Below are 24,419 nucleotides of genomic sequence, written 5' to 3'. Positions count from 1 at the left end.
ATGCCACCTCTCGATCAGTAAGTCTTCAAATGTACTGTCGAGAAAGCGCCTCTCACCTTACAGGCGATGCCGACTCACTCCAGATGCTCGTGCAGCCAGGCCAGCGCGCCGGGCGTGGCGCGCCACTGGTCGCGCATCAGGGTGCGATACTGCCAGGCTTCGGCACGGGAGCCAGGCTCGGCGACGACATCCTGCGCGGCGGCCACCGGACGGGGGTTCTCGGCGCACAGCATGGCCAGAGCATGGGCGTTGTGACGCGCCACCTGCCCCAGCACCGCCGCCGCCTCGTCGTAACGCTCCAGGCGATAGAGGGCCAGGGCACGGCCCATGAGCATGCCCAGCACCGGCGCCTGATCGAGATAGGCTTCGGTCATGGCCAGGGCCTCCTGGTCGCGACCTTCGCGCAGCAGCTGGTCGAGCACCAGTTCCTGCAGGCCCAGGCTGTCCTGATCGTCCAGCGAGAGCAGCCGCTCGGCCAGCCGCCGCGAGCGCTCCCGGGCGCCGCGCTCCATCCCCACCACCAGCGCCAGCCCGGTGCGCAGCAGCACCGCGTTGTCCGCGCTGTCCCACAGGAAGGGGCCCTCGCCCTCGCCGCGAATGCGCATCAGCCAGCGCTCCAGCCGATCGGCCAGCGGCTCGAACAGACTCGGCGACATCCACGGCAGGCTGCCGAAGCGGCTGGTCAGTGCCAGCGCCAGCGACTGCACGACCCGCGGCGAATCGAGCCATTCGGGATGCGCGCAGAGCTCGCGCAGCCAAGTGCCCGCCTGAAGCCAGGGGTCGGCCTCGAAGCCCAGGGCGCTCTCCTCGTCCACGGCGGCCTCGAAGTGCACCTGAAAGGCGGCAAACAGGGTGTCCTCACGGGCCGTGCTGTGATACTCCAGCTCGCCTTCCGGCGTATGGCGGACATCCAGGCCGGGGGCCGGGGGCAGCTCGGCGAGCAGCGCCTGCAGGGCGGCCAGGGGCTCGGCCAGGTCCTCCTCGGCGTTGAGCAGCTGGTCGGCCAGGGTGGCGCCGGGGTTCTCGGCCAGGTCGGCGAGGAACTGCAGCTGGTCCGGGTCCAGCTCGCCCTGGCGGGACAGGCGACGAAACCAGAAGCGCGCCCGCTCACCGGCCTCCTGTTCGTGGCCTTCGTGAAGCAGCAGCATGGCCTCGATATAGGCCAGGGTCGGCGAGTCGGGGAGCGCCTGCTGGGCCCGCACGAAGGCGGCCCGGGCGCTGTCCAGGTCATCGCTGTCGAGGTGCATCAGGCAGAGTCGCTCGAGGGCCACGCCGCGCAGAAACAGCGGGCCACGCTCGAGCACTTCGTCGAGCAGGTCGGCGCGCTTGCGAGTGAAACCGCGCTCCTGATAGAGGTCGATCAGCAGCTCGAAGGCCGGCTCCGCCTGGGACGGCAGGCGCGACCAGTCGGCGCGCTGGAACAGCGACTCGAGAATCTGCTGGGCGCGCCCGCGCTGACCGGTCTCGGCGGCGATCAGCCCCGCCTCCAGCAGCGCCTGGGCCGGTGCCCGGCCGCTCTCCAGCGCCGCCTTGAGGGTCGGCCCCTTCCAGTCGCGCAGCGACAGCATCCACATCAGGTGGCTGGGAACCTCACCGGGCAGGGTCACCGCGCCGCAGCAATGCTTGGTCTTGCGACCGGAATCGCACCAGCAGGGCTCGTTACGCCCGGGACGCGCCAGCGGCTCGCAGGCGAAGCCGGCACGCTCCAGCGGCGTCTGGGACCACAGCTCCGGCGCCAGCGCCTGGGCCAGGGGCAGGTTATTGCCCAGCTGTGCGGCGCCCTCGTCCCGCGCCCAGGCCATCAGCGCCGGATAGTGCTCATCTTCGCGGATCGCCTCCAGGGCCCCCGAGGCAAAGCCCAGCAACTGTTCCACCCATACTGCCAGCATCGCTGCCTCCGCAAACCCGAAAACGCCACAGTCTAACAGTCCGGTAACGTTCTGGGCAGGCGCGCTCAGCGCCTTCGGGCCCACGCCAGCAGCGGTTGGGTGCGGGCATGCATGTCCAGGCGCGCGCCCAGACGCACCAGGTTCCAGTAGTGGCCGTTCAGAGTGCGCGACAGCAGCAGGGTATCTGCCGGCGGCTGCAGTCGGTCCATGGCCGCCCAGACCTTGGGGGTGAGGTCGCGCAGGCGACGATGCACGCGCACGTCGGAGAAATCCTGAATCCCGGGGGCAAACAGCGGCGCCACCGCCTCGGCGGATTCGCGATAGAGCGCCAGCGGTGCCCCCTGCCCCTGACGCCCCCCCAGTCCGAGCAGCGCCTCGTCCATGGCCATGGGGTCGCCCGCCAGGGTGGCATCGAGCAGGGCCATCATGGCCCGCAGGCGCGACTCGGGGACGGGCACCACCGCTCCCAGGTCGTAGATCACCAGCCGCCCGTGGTCGTCGGCGGCGAAATTGCCGGCGTGGGGGTCGGCGTGCAGCTCGCGGTGGGTGAACAGCTCCTCGGTGAGCCAATCGGCCAGGGTCGTGGCCAGCCGCTGGCGGGTGGCGTCGTCGGCATCCTCCAGCTCGCGCAGCGGGGTCCCCGCCACATAGCGCATGGCCAGCACCCGCGGCCCGGACAGGGACGGCAGCGGCTCGGGGATCACCAGCGAATCGAGATGCGCGTAGCGGGCCCGGTAGCGGGCCAGCGCCTCGGCCTCGGCGTGATAATCCAGCTCACCGCGCAGGCTGGCGGCGAGCTCCTCGAACAGGGCGTCCAGCCTCACCTGGGGCACCTTGAGCCAGCGCCCCAGGCGCATGATGCGCCGCACCTGGGCCAGGTCGCTCTCCAGCACCTCGGCGAGGCCCGGGTACTGCACCTTGAGCACCAGGGTATTGCCATCATGGGTCACGGCGCGGTGCACCTGCCCCATGGAGGCGCTGGCGAAGGGGCGCGGTTCGATCTCGCGAAAATGGCGATCCAGGTCGCCGTACTGGTCGATCAGGGTGCGGCGAATGCCTTCCCAGGGCATGGGTTCGGCCTGGCGCTGCAGGCGCGAAAGCTCATCGGCGAGGTCCGGCGGCAGCAGATCGTCCCACTGAGCCATGATCTGGGCCAGCTTCATGGCCGGCCCCTTGAGCTCGGAGAGCCCGTCGAACAGCGCCTCGCCCAGCGCTCGCCAGTCGGCCTGCCCCCCCAGGCGAGTGCGGATCATGGCGCTGCCGGTACGCACCCCCAGCCCCAGCAGGCGCCGGGTACGCCCCCGTTCACGCATTGCGCTGCCCTCCTCCTGACTTGCCACACTGCTCAATGACGGTATGTATCGGCAGGCCCTCCATAATGATACAGACTTTGTACAACAACAAGCATCCCGACATCTGGTCATGGCACCGCAATACTGGAAGAATGTCCACCACACCGACAACCGCCGACCTCCGCCATGCGCCTGATCATTGCCGAAAAACCCAGCCTGGCCCGGGCCATCGCCGAGGGACTGACCGGCAGCGTGCGCCGCGACGAGGGCGCGCTCTACGCGGGCGACACCGTGATCACCTGGTGTCTTGGCCATCTGCTGGAGCAGGCGCCGCCGGACGCCTACGACCCCGCCTACAAACAGTGGCGGCTCGACCATCTGCCGATCCTGCCCGCGCAGTGGAAACTCACCCCGCGACCCAAGGCGCGCGGTCAGCTGGCGGTGATTCGCCGGCTGCTCAAGCAGGCCGGCGAGGTGGTTCACGCCGGCGACCCGGACCGCGAGGGCCAGCTGCTGGTGCAGGAGGTGATCGAGCATCTGGGCTGGAAAGGGCCAGTATCGCGGCTGCTGATCAGCGATCTCAACCGCCCGGCGGTACAGCGCGCCCTGGCGCGTATCGAGGACAATGCCCGCTACCAGCCACTCTACCGGGCGGCGGAGTCCCGGGCCCGGGCCGACTGGCTCTACGGCATCAATCTGACCCGGGCCTGGACACTCACCGGCCGCCAGGCGGGCCACGACGGGGTGCTCTCGGTGGGCCGGGTGCAGACCCCGGTGCTGGGCCTGGTGGTGCGCCGCGACGCCGAGATCCGCGATTTCATCCCCCGCCCCTTCTTCACGCTATGGGTCGACCTGGCGGTCCCCCATGGCCAGCTGCGCGCCTGGTGGCAGCCCGGCGAGCAACACCCGCTGGATGACCAGGGCCGACTGCTGACGCGTGAGCCCGCCGCGGCGCTGGCCGAGCGCCTGCCCGGCGCCGAGGGCGAGCTGACCGCGCTGGAGAGCCGCGACAAGCGCCAGGCCGCTCCGCTGCCCTACTCGCTCTCGGCGCTGCAGGTGGATGCCGCCCGCCGCTTCGGGCTCTCCGCCAAGGCGGTACTGGATATCTGCCAGCGCCTCTATGAACGTCATAAGCTGATCACCTATCCGCGCTCGGACTGCCGCTACCTCCCCCAGGACCACCTGAGCAGCGCCCGCGCCACCCTCGAACGGGCCTGCCAGGCCGACGCCACCCTGGCACAATGGCTGGCAGGCGCGGACTTCTCCCTGCGCTCCCGAGCCTGGAACGACAAGCAGGTGGGCGCCCACCACGCCCTCGCCCCCACCGGTAAGCCGGCGGAGCTGTCACGCCTGGAGAAAGCCGAGGCCGACGTCTTTCGGCTGATCGCGCGCAACGTCCTGGCCCAGTTCTACCCGCCGCTGGTCACCCGAGAGGTGAAGGCCGAGTTCATGATCCTGGGTGAGCGCTTCCGGGCCCGGGGCCAGGAGATCCTCGCGCCCGGCTGGAAGCCGCTGTTCACCACCCGCGACGAGGCACCGCCGCTGCCGCCGCTCAGCGAAGGCGAGCGCTGCCGGGTCGAGCAGACCGGGGTGGAGGATCGCGAGACCCGGCCCCCGGAGCCCTTCACCGACGCCAGCCTGATCAAGGCGATGATGAACATCGCCCGCTACGTGGACGAACCGGCGGTGCGACGCACCCTGCGCGACTCCGATGGCCTGGGCACCGAGGCGACCCGGGCCGGGATCATCGAGACGCTGCTGCAGCGCGGCTACCTGGTGAGACAGGGCAAGACGCTGCGGGCGACGCGCCTGGGCAGTGCGCTGATCGCCTCGCTGCCCGAGGCGGCGACACGCCCCGAACGCACCGCCCTGTGGGAGCAGCGCCTGGCCGCCATTGCCGAACAGGGCGACGACCCGACCGCCTTCGTGGCGGCGCTGATCGAGGACCTGCGCCATCTGCTGAGCGGCGCCGACGCCGAACGGCTGCGCCATTCGCTGGCCAGCGCCCGGGGCGAAGAGACCGCCCCGCCTGGCGAGGCAACTCGTCGGCGCCGATCGACGACATCCCGCCGTGGCGGCAATGCCGGCACGCGGCGCCGTCCGCCGCGCCGCAGGAGCTCGACATGACCCACCTTCCCGCCCACTGGATCCTTGGCCCCGGGGCCTTGGGGCGCTTGGTTGGACTGCGCCTCGCCGAGCAGGCGACGGTGACCCTGATCGGGCGTCGCTCGCTGCCCGTCGAGCAGACCCTGATCACCCCCGACGGCGCGTCTCGCAGCCGGCGGGTGGCCGTCGCCCGTCTCGATGCCCTCCCTGGCGACACGCCCGGGGTCATCCACCTGACCACCAAGGCCTATGCCGCCGAGGCGGCCTATGAGGCCATCGCCCTTCGACTGCCCGCCGACACCCCCCTGGTGCTGTGGCAGAACGGCTTCGACTGCCAGCCGCGGCTGGCCGCCCGCCACCCGGGGCCGGTGCTCTGCGCCACCACCACCGAAGGTGCCTATGTCCAAAGCGATGCCCAGGTCGTCCATGCCGGCCACGGCGAGACCCTGGTGGGCACCCTGGACGGACGCCACGCCGAGCTGGCCGGTACCCTGGCCGACACCCTGAGCGCCGCCGGCCTGAAGGCGTTCGCGGTCACCGACATCCGCCACCGGCTGTGGCAGAAACTGGCCGTCAATGCCGCCATCAACCCCTTGGTGGCGCGCTTTCGCATCCGCAACGGCCAGCTGCGCGACCGCCCCTTCCGCCCCCTGGTCGAAGCGGTCATCGACGAGGTGGCGGCAATCATGGCCGCCGAGGGGATTCCCGCCCCCGAGGAGGGCTGGCACGCGCGGGTATGGAAGGTCGTGGCCGGTACCGCCGGCAACCGCGCCTCCATGCTTCAGGACGTGCTCGCCGACCGCCCCACCGAGCGGGAGGCCATTCTCGGGCCGCTGCGGGACGCTGCCCGCCGGCACGGCCTGACCGCGACCCGGCTGGCCGAGCTCGACGACTGGCTAGCGGCCGACCCCTGGTTACATTAGCGCCTGGCGGACTCCGGCCTGCGTTGCTACCCTTACGGGATGATTTGCGCGGGCCAACGACCGTGCACAGCCCGCCGCTTGCGCAAGGTCAGGAGAGATGAAACCGGGACTATCAGCCGCTGCCGCCTTGGCAGTCACAATGGCTTTTGCCGCACCGAGTGCGCTGGCCGACGACGCCGACGCGACGCTGGCGGACACCCTGGCACAGCCGGGCGAACTCGATGCCCCCGCCTATTCCGGTGACAACGCCGAGATGCTGCCACTCGACAACGGACTGCTGCTGCAGGGCAACAGCGTCAGTACGCCCGACGGCTTCACCTCGGGATTTCGCGTGGTGGCCGGCTACCGGCCGCTGAGCCTGCCCCGGCTCGACCTGGGCGCCGAGATCACCTATCGGGCCAGCGACGAGGTGCCCAGCTCCTACGCTGGTGAGAACATCATCCTCAACACCACCAGCCTCGGCGGCAGCCTGATCGCCGGGCTGCGTCTCGGGCAGTTCGGCCTCTATGCGAAGACCGGCTACGCGGATTGGGCCGGGAACCCAGTGAGCCGCGGCGACGGCCGCCAGATGTCGACGGCCGGTACTTCCCGCATCCAGGGGTTCGGCGCCCGCCTGCAGTTCAACAGAGCGGTCAGCCGCCTGGAGTTCGAGGAGATCGACGCGCCCAGCATGGCGCATTTGAATCTGCTCACCGCCTCGATACATTTTCCGTTTTAGGTGCGAGGTGCGAGGTTCGAGGTTCGAGGTTCGAGGTTCGAGGTTCGAGGTTCGAGGTTCGAGGTTCGAGGTTCGAGGTTCGAGGTTCGAGGTTCGAGGTTCGAGCAGGATCGTACCCCTGCCAGCGCTATGACACGAATATGTGCCTGGTCAACGTTTTCCTCGAACCTCGCTCCTTGCCCCTCGCCCCTTGTTCCTTGCCCCTCCCGGTCGAAGCCCGGGCCTACCCCGTATTGCGCAGCCCGGCGGCAATCCCCGCCATGGTCACCATCAGCGCACGAGTGAGTTCGCCGCTGATGGCGCCATCGGCGTCCCGGTTGCGCTGCAGCAGCTCCGCCTGCAGGCCGTGCAGCGGGTCGATATAGGGGTTGCGCACTTCGATGGCCTGGCGGATCAGCGGCATCTGCTCCAGCAACTGCTGCTGGTCGAGAATAGCCAGCAGCATCGACTGCAGGCGGCCGCAGCGGTCGCGCAGCTCCTCACCCAGGGCCTTCAGGGCGGGCTCATCCACCAGCCGTCGCTCATAGTAGGTCGCGATGCCCACATCGGCCTTGGCCAGCAGCATCTCGAGCATGTCCAGATAGGTGCCGAAGAAGGGCCACTGGTCGCGCATCTCCTGCAGCACCTCTAGACCGCCTTCCTCGTCGATGCGCGTGGCGAAGGCCTCGCCGCTGCCGAGCCAGGCCGGCAGCATCAGACGGATCTGGGTCCAGGCGAAGATCCAGGGAATCGCCCTGAGGGTTTCCACACCGCCGTCCTGGCGTCGCTTGGTGGGCCGCGAGCCCAGCGGCAGCCGCCCCAAGGCCCCTTCCGGGGTCACCGCGCGGAAGTAAGGCACGAAGTCGGGGTTCTCCCGTACCACGCTGACATAGCCGCGATGGGCGATCTCCGCCAGGCGGTCCATCTCCTCCCGCCAGTGCGGCTGCGGCGACGGCGGCGGCAGCAGCGTGGCCTCGAGCACCGCACAGGCATAGATCTCCATGGAGCGCAGGGCGATGTCGGGCTGGCCGAACTTGAAGCGAATCATCTCGCCCTGCTCGGTCACCCGCAGGCTGCCGTTCACCGACCCCGGGGGCTGGGAGAGAATGGCCGCATGGGCCGGCCCGCCGCCGCGGCCAACGGCCCCGCCGCGGCCGTGGAACAGGGTCAGATCCACGCCATGCTGGCGGCACACCTCGACCAATTGCTCCTGGGCACGGTACTGCGCCCAGGCGGCCGCCAGCTGGCCGGCATCCTTGGCCGAGTCGGAGTAGCCGATCATGACCTCCTGACTGTCGCCGGCCAGGACGCGATAGCCGGGCAGCGCCAGCAGGCGATCGATGACGCTGGCGGAGCGGTTGAGGTCGTCCAGGGTCTCGAACAGCGGCGCGATGGGCAGGGTCACCGCCCCGCCAACCTCCTTCATCAGCAGCGCCACGGTCAACACGTCGGAGGGCTGGGCGGCCATGGAGATGACGTAGGTGCCCAGCGCCTCGGGCTGCTCGCTGGCGATCACCCGGAAGGTATCGAGCACCTCGCGGGTCTCGGCGGAACACTCCCAGCGGCGCGGGATCAGCGGGCGACGCGACTCCAGTTCGGCGAGCAGGAAGGCCTGGCGCTGCGCTTCGCTCCAGTCACGATACTGGCCAAGCGCCAGGGTCGCGGTCAGCTCTTCCATGACCAGCGCATGGCGGCTCGCCTCCTGGCGAATATCGAGCTTGGTCAGGGTCACGCCAAACACTGCGACCCGGCGCAGGGTATCCAGCAGGGCACCGTTGGCAATGGTGTCCAGGCCCACATCGCACAGCGAGCGATAGCAGGCCAGCAGCGGCGCATAGAGCTGGTCGCGGGTCTCGATGATCGGGCCACCCTCGTAGCCCTTGCCATCGAGCTCCGCCTTGGCCCAGTCACGGGTCGCCTCGACCCGGGCGGCAAGGCGCCGGAGCAGCTCGCGATAAGGCTCGGCGACTTCGCCCACTTCGGCACGCAGGGCGCTGTTGGCCTTCCACATGGAGAGCTCGGCCTTGAGCTGGTCCAGGTCGCGGGAGTAGAGGTCCGCCGCCATCCAGCGCCCCAGCAGCAGCACCTCCCGGGTCACCCGCGCGGTGACGTTGGGATTGCCATCGCGGTCGCCGCCCATCCAGGAGGCGAACACCAGCGGGGCGGCGTCCAGTGGCAGCCGCTCGCCGGCGGTCTCCAGCAACAGGCTGTCCAGGTCACGATGGAAATCGGGCACCGCCTGCCACAGCGAGTTCTCGATCACCGCGAAGCCCCACTTGGCCTCATCCACCGGGGTGGGCCGCTCGTGGCGAATCTCGTCGGTGTGCCAGGCCTGACTGATCAGCTCCTCCAGGCGACCGCGCGCGCGGCTGGCCCGCTCGGGGTAGTCGGCGGAGGACTCGATGGTCGACAGGCAGTCATCGATGGCATCGTACTTCTGGATCAGGGTGCGGCGAATGACCTCGGTGGGATGCGCGGTGAGCACCAGTTCGACGCGCATGTTGGCCAGGCTCTCGACCAGCTTGCGCGGCGCATGACCCCGGTCGCGGGCTCGTGTCAGCAGCTCACCCAGCATCGGCTGGCTGCCCGGGCGGTAGTCCTCCACCCGGCGAAAACGCGCCCGGTAGTGCTGCTCGGCGATGTTGGCCAGGTTGAGGAACTGATTGAAGGCGCGGGTCACCGGCAGCAGTTCCCGGTCGGGCAGCTTGCGCAGGAAGTCGATCAGCTCCCGACTGCTCTGCACATCCCCCTGACGACCCTGCTTGGCCAGCCCGCGGATGGTCTCGATCCGGTCGACGAACCCCTGGCCGAGATCGTCGGCGATGGTACGGCCCAGGCTATCGCCCAGAATGCGAACGTTGTCACGCAGGGATTCATGCAGATCGTAGCTCATGGCCGGCGTTCTCCTTGGGGCGATTCCGGGTTGGATGGTTCATCATGTTTGGCCTGCTGCCAGTAGCGCTCCATGGCGGCGAGTCCCGCATCCTGAGGCCGTATCCCCTGCTCGTGCAAGGCGCGCTCGACAAACCGGAAACGGCGTTCGAACTTGGCATTGGTGCCGCGCAGGCACTGTTCGGGGTCGGCCTTGAGGCGGCGCGCCAGGTTGGTCACGGCAAACAGCAGGTCGCCCACCTCCTCGACGGCGTGGGCATGGTCGCCCGCGCCCAGCGCCTGCTCCACCTCGTCGAGCTCCTCGCGGATCTTGTCGATGACGCCGTGGGCGTCGGGCCAGTCGAAGCCGACCCGGGCGGCGCGTTTGGAGAGCTTGGCGGCGCGGGACAGCGCCGGCAGCGTGCGCGGCACATCGTCGAGGGCAGAGTGCGGCGAGTCGCCGGCGGCCCGCTCGGCCCGCTCCGCGGCCTTGAGCGCTTCCCATCGCGAATGGACCTGCTGCGTCTCGACCTCCTCGGCCGTGACGCCGGGAGGGCGGCGCGACGCCAGGGTGCCATCGGGAAACACATGGGGATGGCGACGCAGCATCTTGGCGGTCAGCGCATGGACCACGTCATGAAAGTCGAAGCGCCGCTCTTCCGCGCCAAACTGACTGTAGTAGATCACCTGGAACAGCAGGTCGCCAAGCTCACCCGGCAGTTCGTCGAAGGCGCGCCGCTCGATGGCGTCGGCCACTTCATAGGCCTCTTCCAGGGTATGCGGGACGATGGAGTCCCAATCCTGCTTGATGTCCCAGGGGCAGCCGTCCCGGGGGTCGCGCAGCACCGCCATCAGGGTCAGCAGGTCATCGATACCGTGGCGTGTCTCGTTCATGACGGCTTCCCCTTGCGCTTGGCACCCTTAGCGCCGCTGCGCAGGCGCTTGACATCGATCACGTTGGACAGCTGCTGGATGCGCGAGAACAGCCGGCCCAGGGTTTCCAGGCCATCGACTTCCACGGTAATGCGCATGCGGGCGATGCCGTCGCGGGTGTCGGTCAGGGTGTTGACCGACAGCACGTTGACCTTGTCATGGCTGAGCACGTTGGTCACGTCGCGCAGCAGCCCGGAACGGTCCCAGGCCTGGATCTCGATATCCACGGGGTATTGGGTGCGGGCGCGCTCGCCCCACTCCACCTCGATGACGCGCTGCGGCTCGTCGACGCGCAGCTGCAGGATATTGGGGCAGTCTTGGCGGTGCACCGTGACCCCGCGCCCCTGGGTGATGAAGCCGACGATCGGCTCGCCGGGCACCGGGTGGCAGCAGTTGGCCATGCTGGTCTTGAGATTGCCCACCCCGAGCACGGTGATGTCGGAGCCGCCGCCCTTGCCGGCGTCGCGGCGCGGCTTGGCCAGTAGCCGGTCGAGCTGCTCCTGGTCATCGGTCTCGCCGAACAGCTGCTGGGCCTGGTGGAGCACCTGGCCGATACGCAGGTCGCCGGCCCCCAGGGCGGCGTACATGTCGTCGGGGCTGACGTAGTTGACCTTGTGGGCCAGGGTCTCCAGGTCCATGCCCTCGATGTCCAAGCGCTTCATTTCGCGCTCGAACAGCGCACGCCCCTCCTCCAGGTTCTGGCTGCGGGCCTGATGCTTGAACCAGGCCTGGATCTTGGCCCGAGCCCGGGAGGTGCGCACATAGCCGAGGCTGGGGTTGAGCCAGTCGCGGCTCGGCCCGCCCTTGCTGGCGGTGAGGATCTCCACCTGCTGGCCGGTCTTGAGCTTGTAGGTGAGCGGCACGATACGGCCGTCGACCTTGGCCCCGCGGCAGCGATGCCCCACCTCGGTGTGCACCCGGTAGGCGAAGTCGATGGGCGTAGCGATGCGCGGCATGTCGATGACATGACCGTCGGGGGTGAACACGTAGATGCGGTCGGGTGCCACGTCGCTGGACAGCCCATCGCGCAGGTTGCCGAAGTCGCCGACCTCTTCCTGCCACTCCAGCACCTGGCGCAGCCAGGCGATCTTGTCCTCGTAGCTGGTGCTCTTGGCCTTGGTGTCGTGCCCCTTGTAGCGCCAGTGGGCGCAGACCCCCAGCTCCGCCTCGTCGTGCATGGCGAAGGTGCGGATCTGGATCTCCAGTACCTTGTTCTCGGGACCCAGCACGGCGGTGTGCAGCGACTGGTAGCCGTTCTTCTTGGGGTTGGCGATATAGTCGTCGAACTCGTTGGGCACATGGTGCCAGCGGGAGTGCACCAGCCCCAGCACGGTGTAGCAGTCCGCCACCTCGGGCACCAGGATGCGCACCGCGCGCACGTCGTTGACCTGGGAGAAGTCGATGCGCTTGCGCTTCATCTTGCGCCAGATGGAGTAGATATGCTTGGCGCGGCCGTTGACGTCATAGGGGCTGATGCCCTGGGATTCCAGCAGCCCCTTGAGGGTCTCGACCACGTCGTGGATATAGCGGTCGCGATCCAGGCGCTTCTCGGCCAGCTGGCGGGCGATGGCCTTGTAGTCCTCCTCGTGGAGGTAGCGGAAGGAGAGGTCCTCGAGCTCCCACTTGAGCTGGCCGATCCCCAGTCGGTGGGCCAGCGGGGCATAGATATCGAACACCTCCCGGGCCACCTGCAGGCGCTTCTCGCGGGGGGCATCCCGCACCTGGCGCAGCGCGCAGGTACGCTCGGCGATCTTGATCAGCGCCACCCGCACATCGTCGATCATGTTGACCAGCATCTTGCGCAGGTTGTCCTGCTGGTCGTGCTGCACCATGCCCTGGCTGGGCGTCTGGAGATTGCTGATGGCGGCCATCTGTAGCACCCCGCCGATCAGCCCGGCCACCTCGGCACCGACCTGCTTGCCGATGGCTTCCAACGATATCAGCCCCTCGCGCACCGCACGATAGAGCACTGCCGCCTCCAGCGCCGACTGATCCAGCTTGAGTTCGCCGAGGATATCGGCCATCTCCAGTCCCATGCGGAAACTGGAGCCCTCCGGCAGCCACGCCTTGTGGGGACTCGATGTCTCCTCGGACAGGCGTTGAGCCAGCTCGCAGGTGTGACGCATCGCGCCGGGGTCGCGCAGCTTGACGTCCTCCTGCAGCCGCGCGAGCCAGTGTTCGATATCGACTTCGCCGTCGCGGGTCAACGGCTGATCGTCACGCACTTTCACCATCTCGCTACACTCCTTGCGATGGTGGCCGCTATTCGCAGTGCTCGAACAGCAGCATGGATTCCAGATGCGAGGTGTGCACGAAGAGGTCGGCCACCGCCGCGCGGCTGATGCGGTAACCGCCATGCACAAGGCGTGCCGCATCCCGTGCCAGGGTAGCGGGATCGCAGGCTACATAGGCGATCCGGGGAACCGGATGCGCCACCAGGGCGCGACAGGCGGCGTCTGCACCATCCCGGGGCGGGTCGAGCACCACCGCTTGGGGGCGCAGCGCCTCGAGCCGTGCCGCCACGGCGGCCTGGTCAGTCAGGTCGGCCTGGCTGGCCGCGATCACCAGGCCATTGGCCCGGGCGTTCTCGGCCAGCCGCTCGACCATCGCCGGGCTCCCCTCCACCGCGCTCACCTCGGCGCCATCGGCCGCCAGCGGCAGGCTGAAATTGCCGACCCCGGCATAGAGATCCAGCACCATGGATCCCGGGAGCGGCGCCAGCCAGTGGCACAGCGTGGCGACCAAGCGCCGGTTGACCGCCTCGTTGACCTGCAGAAAATCCCCTGGGGCGAAGCCCAGGCGCAGCCCGCCGCCGGCACCCGGCAGGCGATAGGCGAGGCTCGGCGCCGCGGTCAGCCAGGCAAAGGCTGGGCTCTCACGCCCCAGCCAGCGTCCAACGGCCACCCCCTGGGCCGCGGCGAACTCCTGCCAGCGCCGACGGTCGGCGACATTCTCGCGCAGCTGGCGCACCACCACCGCCGCCGTGTCATCGCCAGCCACCAGTTCGAGGTGTCCCACCAGGCGGGGGGCCTCAAGCTCCGCCAGCAGCGTACGCAGCGGCGCCAGCAGGGTCGCCAGGGCCGGCACCAGCACCGTGCAGGTGTCCAGGTCAACCAGCCGGCTGGCGTGGCGCGCGCGAAAGCCCAGGTGCACGCCGCCTTCGGCATCCACCTTCACCCCCAGCCGGGCGCGGCGACGATAAGCGGTCCCCGGCTCGGCCAGCAGGGCCGGCGCGGCCGGCAGTGCGAGGCCTTCCCGGGCCAGCAGCTCGCCGAGCACCGCCTGCTTGTGGGTACGCTGGGCGTCGAGCGTCATGTGCTGAAGGTCGCAGCCGCCACACTGAGCGTAGTGGGGACAGGGCGGCTCGACGCGCTGCGGCGAGGCCTCGAGCAGGGTGCGCACATGGGCCTCGTCAAAGCGCTGACGGGTGCGATGCACCGCCACCTCAACGCGCTCGCCGGGCAGCGCCCCCTCGACGAACAGCGCCTTGCCGCTTGCCGCACGGGCCACGCCGCGGCCGTCGTGGGCCAGGCGCTCGATGGTCACCGCCTGCCCCGGGCCGCCGTGGGGACGGGGCGCCTCTCGCCGCCCCTGCAGACCGGATACCCCGGAACGCTGACGAGGCGGCCGGCGCTTGCCAAGCATCGCCACCTCAGACCTCCGGGGCGAACAGGCCGGTGGAGAGGTAGCGGTCGCCGCGGTCGCAGACGATGAACACGATCACCGCGTTCTCCACCGTCTCGGCCACGCGCAGCGCACCGGCCAGGGCTCCGCCGGAGGAGACCCCGGCCAGGATGCCCTCCTCCCGGGCCAGGCGGCGCATATGCGCCTCAGCCTCGTACTGACCGATATCGAGCACGCTATCGACCCGCGAGGCATCGAAGATGCTCGGCAGGTACTCCGGGGGCCAGCGGCGAATCCCGGCGATGCTGGCGCCATCCTCGGGCTGCAGGCCGACGATCTGCACCTCAGGATTCTGCTCCTTGAGATAGCGCGATACGCCCATGATGGTGCCGGTGGTGCCCATGGAGCTGACGAAATGGGTGATGGTCCCGCCGGTCTGCTGCCACAGCTCGGGCCCGGTCCCTTGATAGTGAGCCAGGGGGTTGTCGGGATTGGCGAACTGGTTGAGCGGCTTGCCGTCGCCCCGGGCGATCATCGCCTCGGCCAGGTCGCGGGCCTCTTCCATGCCGCCCGCCTTGCTCACGCTGATCAGCTCGGCGCCGAAGGCGGCCATGGCCTGCTTGCGCTCGCTGGAGGCGCTTTCGGGCATGATCAGCACCATGCGGTAGCCCTTGATGGCGGCGGCCATGGCCAGGGCGATTCCGGTATTGCCCGAGGTCGCCTCGACCAGGGTATCACCCGGGACGATATCGCCCCGGCGCTCGGCCTGCTCGAGCATGGAGAGCGCCGGGCGATCCTTCACCGACCCGGCCGGATTGTTGCCCTCCAGCTTGGCCAGCAGGGTATTGTTGCGGCCCGCCGCAATACGCTTGAGGCGCACCAGCGGCGTGTTGCCGACGACCTCCTCGAGGGTGGGAAAGTGCATGTAACCGTCCTTATGGAAACGCCTTTTCATCATTATATCCGGGCCGCCACCCACTGGACAGGCATCCCGCCCGGCTGTGGCATACTGGAGCGCGAATCACCGTGCAAAGGATGCCCCGATGTCGCTCGGAAACCGTTTGACGCTATGGATACTCTGCCTGCCGCTGGCGCTGATGGCAGTGGCCGTGGTGGTGCTGCACCAGGACACCGAGTGGCGCAAGTCGGCCATGAAGGAACGCCTCACCCTGGCCGCCGAACTCCAGGCATCCAGCCTGGCCGCGGCGCTCGCCGAGCAGGACAGCCAGCGCCTGGACGGCCTGGCCCGGCGCCTGTTGGCCATCGAGGAGGCGCGCGGCATCGGGGTCTACGCTTCCAGCGGTGAGGCCATCCTCGAACTGGGGCGCGGCGATACGCCAGCGGCAGCGGCGACGACGCCCCCCGAGACGACACGCCTGGATGACCACAGCGACCTGTGGCGGCTGCTGGTACCGCTGCACGGCGTCGAACGCCGCGCGGGCAACCCGCCGCAGGCCTGGCTGGAAATCGATATCGATACCCGCACCCTGACCCTGGATCATTATCGGCGCCTGGCCAGCACCGGCCTGGTCCTGCTGGTGCTGGGGCTCGGCCTCTTCCTGCTGGGTTCGAGCCTGGGGCGCCGGCTGGATGCCAGCCTGAGGGACGCCAGCAGTGCCCTGCAGCGCCTGCGACATGGCGACTCCCATGCTCGGCTCAGCGAGGAGGGACCCGCCGAGCTCGGTCAGTTGGCCGCGCAGGTCAACGCCCTGGGCGACGAGCTTCAGCAATCCCGCGACAACATGCAGCGCCAGATCGAGCAGACCACCGCCGACCTGCAGGAGTCGATGGAGACCATCGAGATCAAGAACATCGAGCTGGACCTGGCCCACCGCCGGGCGCTCGAGGCCAGCCGCATCAAGTCGGAATTCCTGGCCAGCATGAGCCACGAGATTCGCACCCCCCTCAACGGCATCGTCGGCTTCTGTCGTCTGCTGGGCCGTTCGCGTCTGGAGCCACGCCAGCGTGAATGGCTCGACCAGGTCCAGGTGGCCTGTGACAACCTCCTGGCGCTGGTCAACGACGTGTTGGATTTCTCACGCATCGAGGCCGGCCGGCTGGAGCTGGATCGCGCCGAGCTCGACATGGTGAACCTGGTGGACGAGGCGCTCAGCCTGCAGGCACCGCTGGCGCATCAAAAGGACCTGCAGCTGCTGGGGCTGGTCTACGACGATGTGCCGGCCGCGCTGCGCGGCGACCCCCTGCGCATCCGCCAAGTGTTGACCAACCTGGTGCACAATGCGCTGAAGTTCACCGACCAGGGCGAGGTGATCGTGCGCGTCATGGTCGAGGAGTCGACCGGGCCGGGCCAGGTCGTATTGCGGATCAGCATCAGCGACACCGGTATCGGCCTGTCGCTGCAGGAACAGCACGAGCTGTTCCAGGCCTTCCGTCAGGCGACCCCGAGCCACCCCCGCCACTACGGCGGCTCCGGGCTGGGACTGGCCATCAGCCGCCAGCTGGTGGAGCAGATGGGCGGGCAGATCAGCGTCGAGAGCGAACCCGGTCGCGGCTCGACCTTCGCCTTCACCCTGCCGCTGGACAGCAGCGACCAGCCGGCGCCTCCCCCGGAGCCCATCCTCGACGGCGCCTGCGTCGCCCTGCATGAGCCACACGCCCCCAGCCGGCACGCGCTTCGCCACCTGCTCGGCCGCTGGGGCGCCCGGGTGGTGGAGATCGACACTCCCCGGAGGGCGGTACCGGAAGCGACCCTGATGATCGCCGCGCTACCCGGAAGACTGACCAGCCAGCAGCTCGAGGAGTGGCAGGAGCGGCTGTCCGCCGCGCCCTGTCCGGTACTGCTGCTGGCCAATACGAGCCCCCTGGAGCTCCCCGAGTTGAACCTCCCGGGCGGCGGCGAAATCCTCTGCAAGCCGCTGCCACGCCACACCCTCGCCGATGCCCTGCGTCGGCAAAACGAGGCACAGGCCTCGGCCGGCGCGGCGCCGGGCCAGCCGCGCCTGATGGTGGTGGACGACAACGCCAGCAACCGCCGCCTGCTCAGCGAACTGCTCAAGCGGCCGGGGCTGACCATCGAGCAGGCCGCCAGCGGCGAGGAGGCCCTCGCCCTGGCCGAAAGCGCCCGGTTCGACCTGGTGCTGATGGATATTCGCATGCCGGGCATCGACGGCGTGGAAACCACCCGCGCCCTGCGCCGGCTCGGCGCCGGCTGGGCGAAGTGCCCGGTCATCGCGGTGACCGCCCACGCCCTGGAAGAGGACCGCCGCCAGCTGCTCGAGGCCGGGCTCCAGGGCATCCTGATCAAGCCGGTGGACGCCAACGAACTCGAGGGGGTGCTGCACCGCTATCTGGGGCTGGCCGCCACCCAGCCCCACGCCGTGGCCGACTCGCCGGCGAAACCGGACCCCGCGGCCAGTGGCGACCTGGCCACCGTGGACCTGACCCTGGGTACGCGACTGGCCAACGGCAGCGAAAGCCTGGCGCGCGAGCTGCTCGATGAGCTGGCTCGCTCGCTGCCGACGAGCGAGGCGGAGCTGCGTGCCGCCCTGGTGGCGAACGACGAGGAGGGGCTGCTGGATGCGGTGCATGCCCTCAACGGGGCCTGTCGCTACTGCGGGGCCCCAGCGCTGGCCCTGGTGGCCGAGACCCTGGAGACACGGCTTCGCTCACGCGGAATGGCGGATATTGCCGCGCTGGTCGATGAGCTGTTCCTGGCCATGGAGCGCCTGAAGGCCTGGCACGCCGCTCAGCCCTCGAGCACCACCATGGCCAGTGCCAGCTCGGCCTCGTCGGACAGCGACAGATGAATGGCCTTGACCCCGGCGGCATTGGCCAGCTCACGCGCCTTGCCGCCCAGCACCAGCGAGGGGCGGCCCAGGGCATCGTTGACCACCTGGATCTCGGTCCAGCGCATGCCGCGCCTTAGGCCCATACCAAGCGCCTTGACGAAGGCCTCCTTGGCGGCAAAGCGCTTGGCCAGATAGGCAGCGGGCTGCGCATGCTCGACCAGCCGCTCACGCTCCACTTCGCCGAGCAGTCGCTCGGCGAAGCGTTCGCCGTGGCGGGCGACGGCGGCATCGAAGCGTGCCACCTGGGCGATGTCGGTGCCGATGCCGATGATCATGGGCGTCAGTCGTCGTCTTCGTGGTGGTGGTCGTGCTCCTCGAGCGTGGCCAGAAATCCAGCCTCATGGCCGGCGATGATCAGCCGCTTCATCTCGGCCACCGCCTCCTTGAGCCCCACGAACAGCGCCCGAGCGATGATGGCATGGCCGATATTGAGCTCGTTGACACCGGGAATGGCGGCGATCGCCTCGACGTTATGGTAGTGCAGGCCGTGGCCGGCGTTGACCGTGAGCCCCAGCTCCAGCGCCATTTCCGCCGCCGCGCTGAGCCGGGCATGCTCGCGCCGGGCGGCGCCGCCGCCGTGCTCGGCATAGGTCCCGGTATGCAGCTCGATCACCGGGGCGCCGGCCTTCGCCGCGGCCTCGATCTGGGCCGGCTCCGGGTCGATGAACAGCGACACCTCGCAGCCGGCTGCCGCCAGCCGAGCGCACGCCGCCGCGATGGCATCGAAGCCGCCGACCACGTCCAGCCCGCCCTCGGTGGTCAGCTCCTCGCGCTTCTCCGGCACCAGGCAGACATGGGCGGGGCGGATCTGCTCGGCCAGTGCCAGCATCTCCTCGGTGACCGCCATCTCCAGATTCATGCGGGTGTTGAGCACCTCGGCGAGCAGGCGTACGTCGCGCTCCTGGATATGGCGGCGATCCTCGCGCAGATGAACCGTGATACCGTCGGCGCCGGCCTCCTCGGCCAGCAGCGCCGCCTGGACGGGATCGGGATAGCGGGTGCCACGGGCCTGTCGCAGGGTGGCGATATGGTCGATATTGACGCCGAGCAGGATACGGGGAGGGTGCATGGGGTCTCCATGGGGACGATAAATCAGGAGTAGGCAACACGCGTGAGCCGTGCTCTCGGGGCTGTCCGGCGGCAGACCGGCGCCCCTCACGGTCATCGCGAGAGGTGCGAGAAAGCTATCAGTGTGTACCGGCTCGACGGCGTTCGGCAAGCTGGCGCATCAGCTCCCGGGAGCGCAGCGGCCGCGCCCCCAGTAGCGGCGCCAGGGCGGCGCGGGTCACGGCCTTGGCGGGTCCGGCGAGGCCCGGCAGGCCCCAGTCGCCGCCGGCCAGCAGCCGCAGGGTGCGGCCGTCGATGCCCGGCTCGCCAGGGACGAAGGTACGCGTAGCGGCATCGAAGCGGTAGCGACACTGGGGGTCGAGCTCGGCGCCGTCGGGCTCGCTGAAACGCGGCTCGGCATCCAGCGCCTCGAGCAGCGCCCCTTCCAGCCGCCGCAGCGCACCGGCCCGCTCCCGGGGCCGCGGCAGCGCCTCCAGCAGCGCCGAGTAGAAGGCGAATACCTCGGGCACCGGCAGCTCCACCTCCAGGGTGCGCGTCAGCAGTTCGTTGGCATAGAGCCCGCACAGCAGGCCTTCACCCGCCAGCAGCGCCGCCGCGCCGCGGCTCTCCATCATACGCAGCCGCTTTAGCTCGCCCTCCCCCGTCCATGTCAGGTGCAGGGGGGCGAAGGGCTGCAGTCGCCCCCGGGAACGTGAACCCGGGCGCTGCACCCCCTGGGCCACCGCCCGCACGCGGCCGTGGCTCAGGGTCAACAGCTCCACCAGGGCGCTGGTTTCGCGGTAGGGCCGCTTATGCAGCAGGAAGGCGGGTTCGGGGGTCATGCAGGGGCCTTCGTCCCTTAATCGTGATCATAGCCAAGGCTTTTCAGGGCCCGCTCATCGTCGGACCAGCCGCGCTTGACCTTGACCCACAGATTGAGCATGACCTTGGCCTCCAGGGCGCGCTCCATCTCCAGGCGCGCCTCGCGACCGATGTTCTTGATCCGCTCGCCCTTCTCGCCGATCAGGATCTTCTTCTGGCCCTGGCGCTCCACCAGGATGCGGGCGCTGATATGCACCACCCTGCCCTCGTCGCGAAACTCCTCGATTTCCACCGTCACCTGATAGGGGAGCTCGTCACCGAGCTGGCGCATGATCTTCTCGCGCACCAGTTCGGCGGCCAGGAAGCGCTGGCTCTTGTTGGTGACCTGATCTTCCGGGAAGTGGTGAACGCCCTCTGGCAGGTGCTTGGCCACCTCGGTCTCGAGCTCCGGCACGTTGCTGCCGTGCTTGGCAGAAATCGGAATGATGGCGGCAAAGTCGCGCCGGGCACCCACGTCGGCCAGCCAGGGCAGCAGGCTGGCCTTGTCCTGCAGGCGGTCGACTTTGTTGACCGCCAGGATCACCGGCGCCTTCACGTGTTCGAGGCGCTGCAGCACGACCTGGTCCTCATCGCTCCAGCGGGTGCGGTCGATGATGAAGACCACGCAGTCCACGTCGCGCAGGGCCTGGGTCGCCGCCTGATTCATGAAGCGGTTGATCGCCTTGCTGCGATCCTTGGACATGATGTGGATACCGGGGGTGTCGACGTAGATGAACTGCGCCTCCCCCTCGGTCTTGATGCCCATCACCTGGTGGCGGGTGGTCTGGGGGCGCCGCGAGGTGATCGAGATCTTCTGGCCGAGGATGCGATTCATCAGGGTCGACTTGCCCACGTTGGGACGGCCGACAATGGCCACAAAGCCGCAGGTCTGGGTCATGAGCTACGCCCCTCCCGGGGTTCGAGCTGGGCCAGCGCCGTCTGGGCGGCCTGCTGTTCGGCATGGCGACGGCTGGAGCCGGTGCCCAGGGTGTGGGTCTCGAGCAGCTCGACGTGACACTCCACGGTGAAGGTCTGGTCGTGGGCTTCGCCTTCCACCGTGACCACCTCGTAGCGCGGCAGCGGCACCTGTCGCGACTGCAGGAACTCCTGCAGCCGCGTCTTGGGATCCTTCTGGGTGTCCTGCAGGTCGATCGCCTCCAGCCGCTCGGCGTACCAGGCCAACACCCGGGCCCGCGCGGTCTGCATACCGGCATCCAGGTAGATGGCGCCGATCACCGCCTCGACGGCATCGGCCAGGATCGATTCGCGGCGATGCCCGCCGCTCTTCATCTCGCCGGAGCCCAGGCGCAGGCACTCGCCGAAGGCCATCTCGCGAGCCAGTTCGGCCAGGGTCTGGCCGCGCACCAGCCGCGCGCGCAGCCGCGATAGGTGGCCCTCACGCGCCTCGGGGAAGCGCTGGTAGAGTGCCTCGGCGATCACGAAGTTGACGATCGAGTCACCGAGAAACTCGAGCCGTTCATTGTTTTGCCCGCCATAGCTGCGATGGGTCATGGCCAGCTCCAGCAGCACGATATCGCCGAACGTGTGGCCGATGCGCCGACTGAAGGCATCAAGGATGCGGGCGTTGGAAGAGTTGCTCACGAAGCTCCTGCTTGTTGACTAGCGACGATCAATTGGGTTGGCGGCGGCCCGGAAAAACGGACGACCCGTGCGGCGGGGACAGTCGTCACCCGCCGCACGCCGGTGCCTCGAGGCGGCCCGGCGTCAGTGGATACGACGGACTTCGGAAAAGCTCGGCAGGCCGCCGTCCCACTGCATCCATACGGCGAAGGCGCGACCGACGATATTCTCCTCCGGCACGAAGCCCCAGTAGCGGCTGTCGTTGGAGTGGTCTCGATTGTCGCCCAGGGTGAAGTAGTGCCCTTCCGGCACCACCAGTTCCCGCACCCGCGGGCCGGGGTCACGGGGATTATTGTAGATCCGGTGGCTCCGCTCGCCCAGCAGCTCCTCCAGCAGCAGCTCGCCCCGCGCACCGTCGGGGGACTCCTCCAGCAGCCGCTTGGGCACCGGTTCGCCGTTGACGTAGAGCTGCTTGTCTTCGTAGCGCAGGGTGTCGCCCGGCAGACCCACCACGCGCTTGATGAAGTTCACCGAGGGCTCGTTGGGAAAGCGGAACACCATCACATCGCCGCGCTGGGGCTCACCCAGCTCGACGAAACGGGTATGGGTCACCGGCAGGCGCAGGCCGTAGGCATACTTGTTGACCAGGATGAAGTCGCCCACTTCCAGGGTCGGGCGCATGGAGCCCGAGGGAATCTGGAAAGGCTCGACCAGAAAGCTTCTCAGCAGCAGCACCACCAGCAGCACCGGGAAGAAGGAGCGCGCATAGTCGACCGGCCACGGCTCCTTGAGCACCTTGGCCTTTGCCTCCGGGCCGAGTCCCTCGGTAGTAGCCGCCTCGGCGGCGGCCAGACGGCGGCGACGTGCCGGCCGCCACCAGACCAGATCCATGAGCCAGATGAGGCCGGACACCACCACGGCCACCACCAGCAGAAGAGAGAAATCCATGTTGTCGTCGACCCCTAGTCATTCACCTTGAGTACGGCCAGGAACGCATCCTGCGGAATCTCCACCCGGCCGACCTGCTTCATGCGCTTCTTGCCCGCTTTCTGCTTCTCGAGCAGCTTCTTCTTGCGGGTGACATCGCCGCCATAGCACTTGGCGGTGACGTTCTTGCGCAGCGCCTTGACGGTGGAGCGCGCCACCACCTGGCCGCCGATGGCCGCCTGGATCGCCACGTCGAACATCTGGCGCGGGATCAGCTCCTTCATCTTCTCGACCAGCACGCGCCCCCGGCTGTGGGCGTGGTCGCGGTGAATGATCACGGCCAGAGCATCGACCTTGTCACCGTTGATCAGCACGTCGAGGCGCACCAGCTTGGCCGCCTGGAAGCGCTCGAAGTTGTACTCCAGCGACGCATACCCCTTGGAGATGGACTTCAGCCGGTCGAAGAAGTCCATCACCACCTCGGACATCGGCAGCTCGTAGGTAAGCTGGATCTGGCTGCCGAGGAACTGCATGTCGAGCTGGCTGCCACGCCGCTGCTCGCACTCGGTGATGACGTTGCCGACGAACTCCTGGGGCACCAGGATGCTGGCCCGCACGATGGGCTCGCGCATCTCCTCCACGTCGGCCATGTCGGGCAGCTTGGAGGGGTTGGCCACGTACTTCACGTCGCCGTTCTTCATCGCCAGCTCATAGACCACCGTCGGCGCCGTGGTGAGCAGGTCCAGGTCGTACTCGCGCTCGAGCCGCTCCTGGATGATCTCCATGTGCAAGGTGCCGAGGAAGCCAACCCGGAAGCCGAACCCCAGGGCGTCGGAGTTCTCCGGCTCGTACTCCAGCGAGGCGTCGTTGAGCGCCAGCTTCTCCAGGGCGTCGCGGAAGTCTTCATAGTCGTCGGCGCTGACCGGGAACATGCCGGCATAGACCTGGGGCTTGACCTTCTGGAAGCCGGGCAGACGCTCGACGTCCGGGGTCTTGGCGTGGGTGATGGTATCGCCCACCGGAGCCCCCTGGATCTCCTTGATGCCGGCGACGATGAACCCCACCTCGCCGGCCCGCAGGACACCGGTCTCCTTGCGCAGCGGCGTGAAGATGCCCACTTCGTTGGCCTGCCAGTCGCGACCGGTGGACTTGATGCGAATCTTCTCGCCCTTCTTGAGGGTGCCGTCGAACAGCCGCACCAGCGAGACCACCCCCAGGTAGTTGTCGAACCAGGAGTCGATGATCAGCGCCTGAAGCGGCGCTTGCGGGTCGCCCTTGGGCGGCGGAATATCGCGCACCAGGCGCTCGAGCAAGGCATCGATGCCCAGCCCGCTCTTGGCCGACACCTGGCAGGCATCGGTGGCGTCCAGCCCGATGATCTCCTCGATCTCATGGGCGACCTTGTCGGGGTCGGCCTGGGGCAGGTCCATCTTGTTGAGCACCGGCAGCACCTCGAGGCCCTGCTCGATGGCGGTGTAGCAGTTGGCTACCGACTGCGCCTCGACCCCCTGGCCGGCATCCACCACCAGCAGCGCACCCTCGCAGGCGTAGAGCGAGCGCGAGACCTCGTAGGAGAAATCGACGTGGCCGGGGGTGTCGATGAAGTTGAGCTGATAGGTATTGCCGTCCTGGGCATGGTAATCCAGGGTGACCGACTGGGCCTTGATGGTGATGCCGCGCTCACGCTCGAGGTCCATGGAGTCGAGCACCTGCTCCTTGAGCTCGCGCTCGGAGAGGCCGCCGCAGGTCTGGATCAGGCGATCGGCCAGGGTCGACTTGCCGTGATCGATGTGGGCGATGATCGAGAAGTTACGAATATGCTTCAGCTTGTCGTTGCGTGCGTCGTTGCTCATCTAGCC

At 68.6% G+C, this 24,419-nt stretch carries 18 protein-coding genes; 4 read left to right on the top strand and 14 right to left on the bottom strand.

Annotation, left to right across the window (positions count from 1 at the left end):
* Positions 1–74: 74 nt before the first annotated feature.
* Positions 75–1,889 carry an SEC-C metal-binding domain-containing protein gene (locus tag HOP52_RS09060; RefSeq protein WP_238977054.1) on the bottom strand — a complete coding sequence of 605 codons (1,815 nt, stop codon included), beginning with the start codon at positions 1,887–1,889 and terminating at the stop codon, positions 75–77.
* Positions 1,890–1,954: 65 nt separating this feature from the next.
* A complete protein-coding gene (locus HOP52_RS09055) occupies positions 1,955–3,202 on the bottom strand; it encodes an ABC1 kinase family protein (protein ID WP_238977053.1) in 1,248 nt (415 codons plus the stop codon).
* Positions 3,203–3,367: 165 nt separating this feature from the next.
* Between HOP52_RS09055 and HOP52_RS09050 the strand changes: the two genes are divergently transcribed.
* The 3 genes from HOP52_RS09050 (at position 3,368) to HOP52_RS09040 (ending at position 6,928) form a co-directional block, all read left to right on the top strand.
* Positions 3,368–5,308 carry a DNA topoisomerase III gene (locus HOP52_RS09050; RefSeq protein ID WP_238977052.1) on the top strand — a complete coding sequence of 647 codons (1,941 nt, stop codon included), beginning with the start codon at positions 3,368–3,370 and terminating at the stop codon, positions 5,306–5,308.
* Positions 5,305–6,210 carry a ketopantoate reductase family protein gene (locus tag HOP52_RS09045; protein WP_238977051.1) on the top strand — a complete coding sequence of 302 codons (906 nt, stop codon included), beginning with the start codon at positions 5,305–5,307 and terminating at the stop codon, positions 6,208–6,210. Before HOP52_RS09050 ends, HOP52_RS09045 begins: the two co-directional genes overlap by 4 nt.
* A gap of 139 nt (positions 6,211–6,349) precedes the next feature.
* On the top strand, positions 6,350–6,928 hold the full coding sequence (locus HOP52_RS09040) for a hypothetical protein (protein ID WP_238977050.1): 579 nt from the start codon (positions 6,350–6,352) through the stop codon (positions 6,926–6,928).
* Positions 6,929–7,151: 223 nt separating this feature from the next.
* On the opposite strand, the gene ppc is transcribed toward HOP52_RS09040, so the two are convergent.
* Genes ppc through cysM form a run of 5 tightly spaced genes read right to left on the bottom strand, consistent with a single transcriptional unit; the run spans position 7,152 to position 15,260 of the window.
* The gene (gene ppc / locus HOP52_RS09035; protein WP_238977049.1) at positions 7,152–9,800 is read right to left on the bottom strand and encodes a phosphoenolpyruvate carboxylase; all 2,649 of its coding nucleotides are present in this window, start codon (positions 9,798–9,800) and stop codon (positions 7,152–7,154) included.
* On the bottom strand, positions 9,797–10,672 hold the full coding sequence (gene mazG, locus HOP52_RS09030; protein ID WP_238977048.1) for a nucleoside triphosphate pyrophosphohydrolase: 876 nt from the start codon (positions 10,670–10,672) through the stop codon (positions 9,797–9,799). The genes ppc and mazG overlap by 4 nt, the downstream gene beginning before the upstream one ends.
* Positions 10,669–12,945, bottom strand: coding sequence for a GTP diphosphokinase (gene relA / locus HOP52_RS09025; RefSeq protein WP_238977047.1), 2,277 nt, complete (start codon positions 12,943–12,945; stop codon positions 10,669–10,671). The genes mazG and relA overlap by 4 nt, the downstream gene beginning before the upstream one ends.
* A 28-nt stretch (positions 12,946–12,973) precedes the next feature.
* Positions 12,974–14,362, bottom strand: a complete 1,389-nt coding sequence (locus HOP52_RS09020) for a TRAM domain-containing protein (RefSeq protein ID WP_238977046.1) — start codon at positions 14,360–14,362, stop codon at positions 12,974–12,976.
* A gap of 1 nt (position 14,363) precedes the next feature.
* On the bottom strand, positions 14,364–15,260 hold the full coding sequence (cysM, locus tag HOP52_RS09015) for a cysteine synthase CysM (protein ID WP_238977045.1): 897 nt from the start codon (positions 15,258–15,260) through the stop codon (positions 14,364–14,366).
* A 118-nt stretch (positions 15,261–15,378) separates the two neighbouring features.
* On the opposite strand from cysM, the gene HOP52_RS09010 reads away from it, so the two are divergent.
* Complete coding sequence (locus HOP52_RS09010) at positions 15,379–18,102, top strand: ATP-binding protein (protein WP_238977044.1); 2,724 nt, start codon at positions 15,379–15,381, stop codon at positions 18,100–18,102.
* On the opposite strand, the gene acpS is transcribed toward HOP52_RS09010, so the two are convergent.
* The 7 genes from acpS to lepA all read right to left on the bottom strand — a co-directional run bounded on the left by acpS (position 18,042) and on the right by lepA (position 24,413).
* The gene (acpS, locus tag HOP52_RS09005) at positions 18,042–18,419 is read right to left on the bottom strand and encodes a holo-ACP synthase (protein ID WP_238977043.1); all 378 of its coding nucleotides are present in this window, start codon (positions 18,417–18,419) and stop codon (positions 18,042–18,044) included. The genes HOP52_RS09010 and acpS overlap by 61 nt on opposite strands.
* 5 nt (positions 18,420–18,424) lie before the next feature.
* Entirely contained in the window at positions 18,425–19,213 is a 789-nt protein-coding gene (pdxJ, locus tag HOP52_RS09000; protein WP_238977042.1) for a pyridoxine 5'-phosphate synthase, read from the bottom strand.
* 118 nt (positions 19,214–19,331) lie between these two features.
* Complete coding sequence (recO, locus tag HOP52_RS08995) at positions 19,332–20,033, bottom strand: DNA repair protein RecO (RefSeq protein WP_238977041.1); 702 nt, start codon at positions 20,031–20,033, stop codon at positions 19,332–19,334.
* Between the two features lie 17 nt (positions 20,034–20,050).
* Positions 20,051–20,950, bottom strand: a complete 900-nt coding sequence (era, locus tag HOP52_RS08990; protein WP_238977040.1) for a GTPase Era — start codon at positions 20,948–20,950, stop codon at positions 20,051–20,053.
* The gene (gene rnc, locus HOP52_RS08985; RefSeq protein WP_238977039.1) at positions 20,947–21,654 is read right to left on the bottom strand and encodes a ribonuclease III; all 708 of its coding nucleotides are present in this window, start codon (positions 21,652–21,654) and stop codon (positions 20,947–20,949) included. The genes era and rnc overlap by 4 nt, the downstream gene beginning before the upstream one ends.
* Before the next feature lie 123 nt (positions 21,655–21,777).
* Positions 21,778–22,581, bottom strand: coding sequence for a signal peptidase I (gene lepB, locus HOP52_RS08980; protein WP_238977038.1), 804 nt, complete (start codon positions 22,579–22,581; stop codon positions 21,778–21,780).
* A 14-nt stretch (positions 22,582–22,595) separates the two neighbouring features.
* Complete coding sequence (gene lepA / locus HOP52_RS08975; RefSeq protein ID WP_238977037.1) at positions 22,596–24,413, bottom strand: translation elongation factor 4; 1,818 nt, start codon at positions 24,411–24,413, stop codon at positions 22,596–22,598.
* Between the last annotated feature and the right edge of the window lie 6 nt (positions 24,414–24,419).

It is taken from the genome of Billgrantia campisalis, assembly GCF_022341425.1.
Taxonomy (GTDB): domain Bacteria; phylum Pseudomonadota; class Gammaproteobacteria; order Pseudomonadales; family Halomonadaceae; genus Halomonas; species Halomonas campisalis.
Note: the sequence above shows the minus strand (reverse complement) of the source record. Positions and strands in the feature narration are given on the sequence as shown.

Coding starts and splice junctions, on each gene's coding strand:
- cysM (WP_238977045.1), bottom strand. CDS start 15,260: ATGCACTTTCCCACCCTCGAGGAGGTCGTCGGCAACACGCCGCTGGTG.
- HOP52_RS09060 (WP_238977054.1), bottom strand. CDS start 1,889: ATGCTGGCAGTATGGGTGGAACAGTTGCTGGGCTTTGCCTCGGGGGCC.
- HOP52_RS09055 (WP_238977053.1), bottom strand. CDS start 3,202: ATGCGTGAACGGGGGCGTACCCGGCGCCTGCTGGGGCTGGGGGTGCGT.
- mazG (WP_238977048.1), bottom strand. CDS start 10,672: ATGAACGAGACACGCCACGGTATCGATGACCTGCTGACCCTGATGGCG.
- era (WP_238977040.1), bottom strand. CDS start 20,950: ATGACCCAGACCTGCGGCTTTGTGGCCATTGTCGGCCGTCCCAACGTG.
- relA (WP_238977047.1), bottom strand. CDS start 12,945: ATGGTGAAAGTGCGTGACGATCAGCCGTTGACCCGCGACGGCGAAGTC.
- acpS (WP_238977043.1), bottom strand. CDS start 18,419: ATGATCATCGGCATCGGCACCGACATCGCCCAGGTGGCACGCTTCGAT.
- HOP52_RS09050 (WP_238977052.1), top strand. CDS start 3,368: ATGCGCCTGATCATTGCCGAAAAACCCAGCCTGGCCCGGGCCATCGCC.
- HOP52_RS09045 (WP_238977051.1), top strand. CDS start 5,305: ATGACCCACCTTCCCGCCCACTGGATCCTTGGCCCCGGGGCCTTGGGG.
- ppc (WP_238977049.1), bottom strand. CDS start 9,800: ATGAGCTACGATCTGCATGAATCCCTGCGTGACAACGTTCGCATTCTG.
- lepA (WP_238977037.1), bottom strand. CDS start 24,413: ATGAGCAACGACGCACGCAACGACAAGCTGAAGCATATTCGTAACTTC.
- pdxJ (WP_238977042.1), bottom strand. CDS start 19,213: ATGCACCCTCCCCGTATCCTGCTCGGCGTCAATATCGACCATATCGCC.
- HOP52_RS09040 (WP_238977050.1), top strand. CDS start 6,350: ATGGCTTTTGCCGCACCGAGTGCGCTGGCCGACGACGCCGACGCGACG.
- lepB (WP_238977038.1), bottom strand. CDS start 22,581: ATGGATTTCTCTCTTCTGCTGGTGGTGGCCGTGGTGGTGTCCGGCCTC.
- HOP52_RS09010 (WP_238977044.1), top strand. CDS start 15,379: ATGTCGCTCGGAAACCGTTTGACGCTATGGATACTCTGCCTGCCGCTG.
- recO (WP_238977041.1), bottom strand. CDS start 20,033: ATGACCCCCGAACCCGCCTTCCTGCTGCATAAGCGGCCCTACCGCGAA.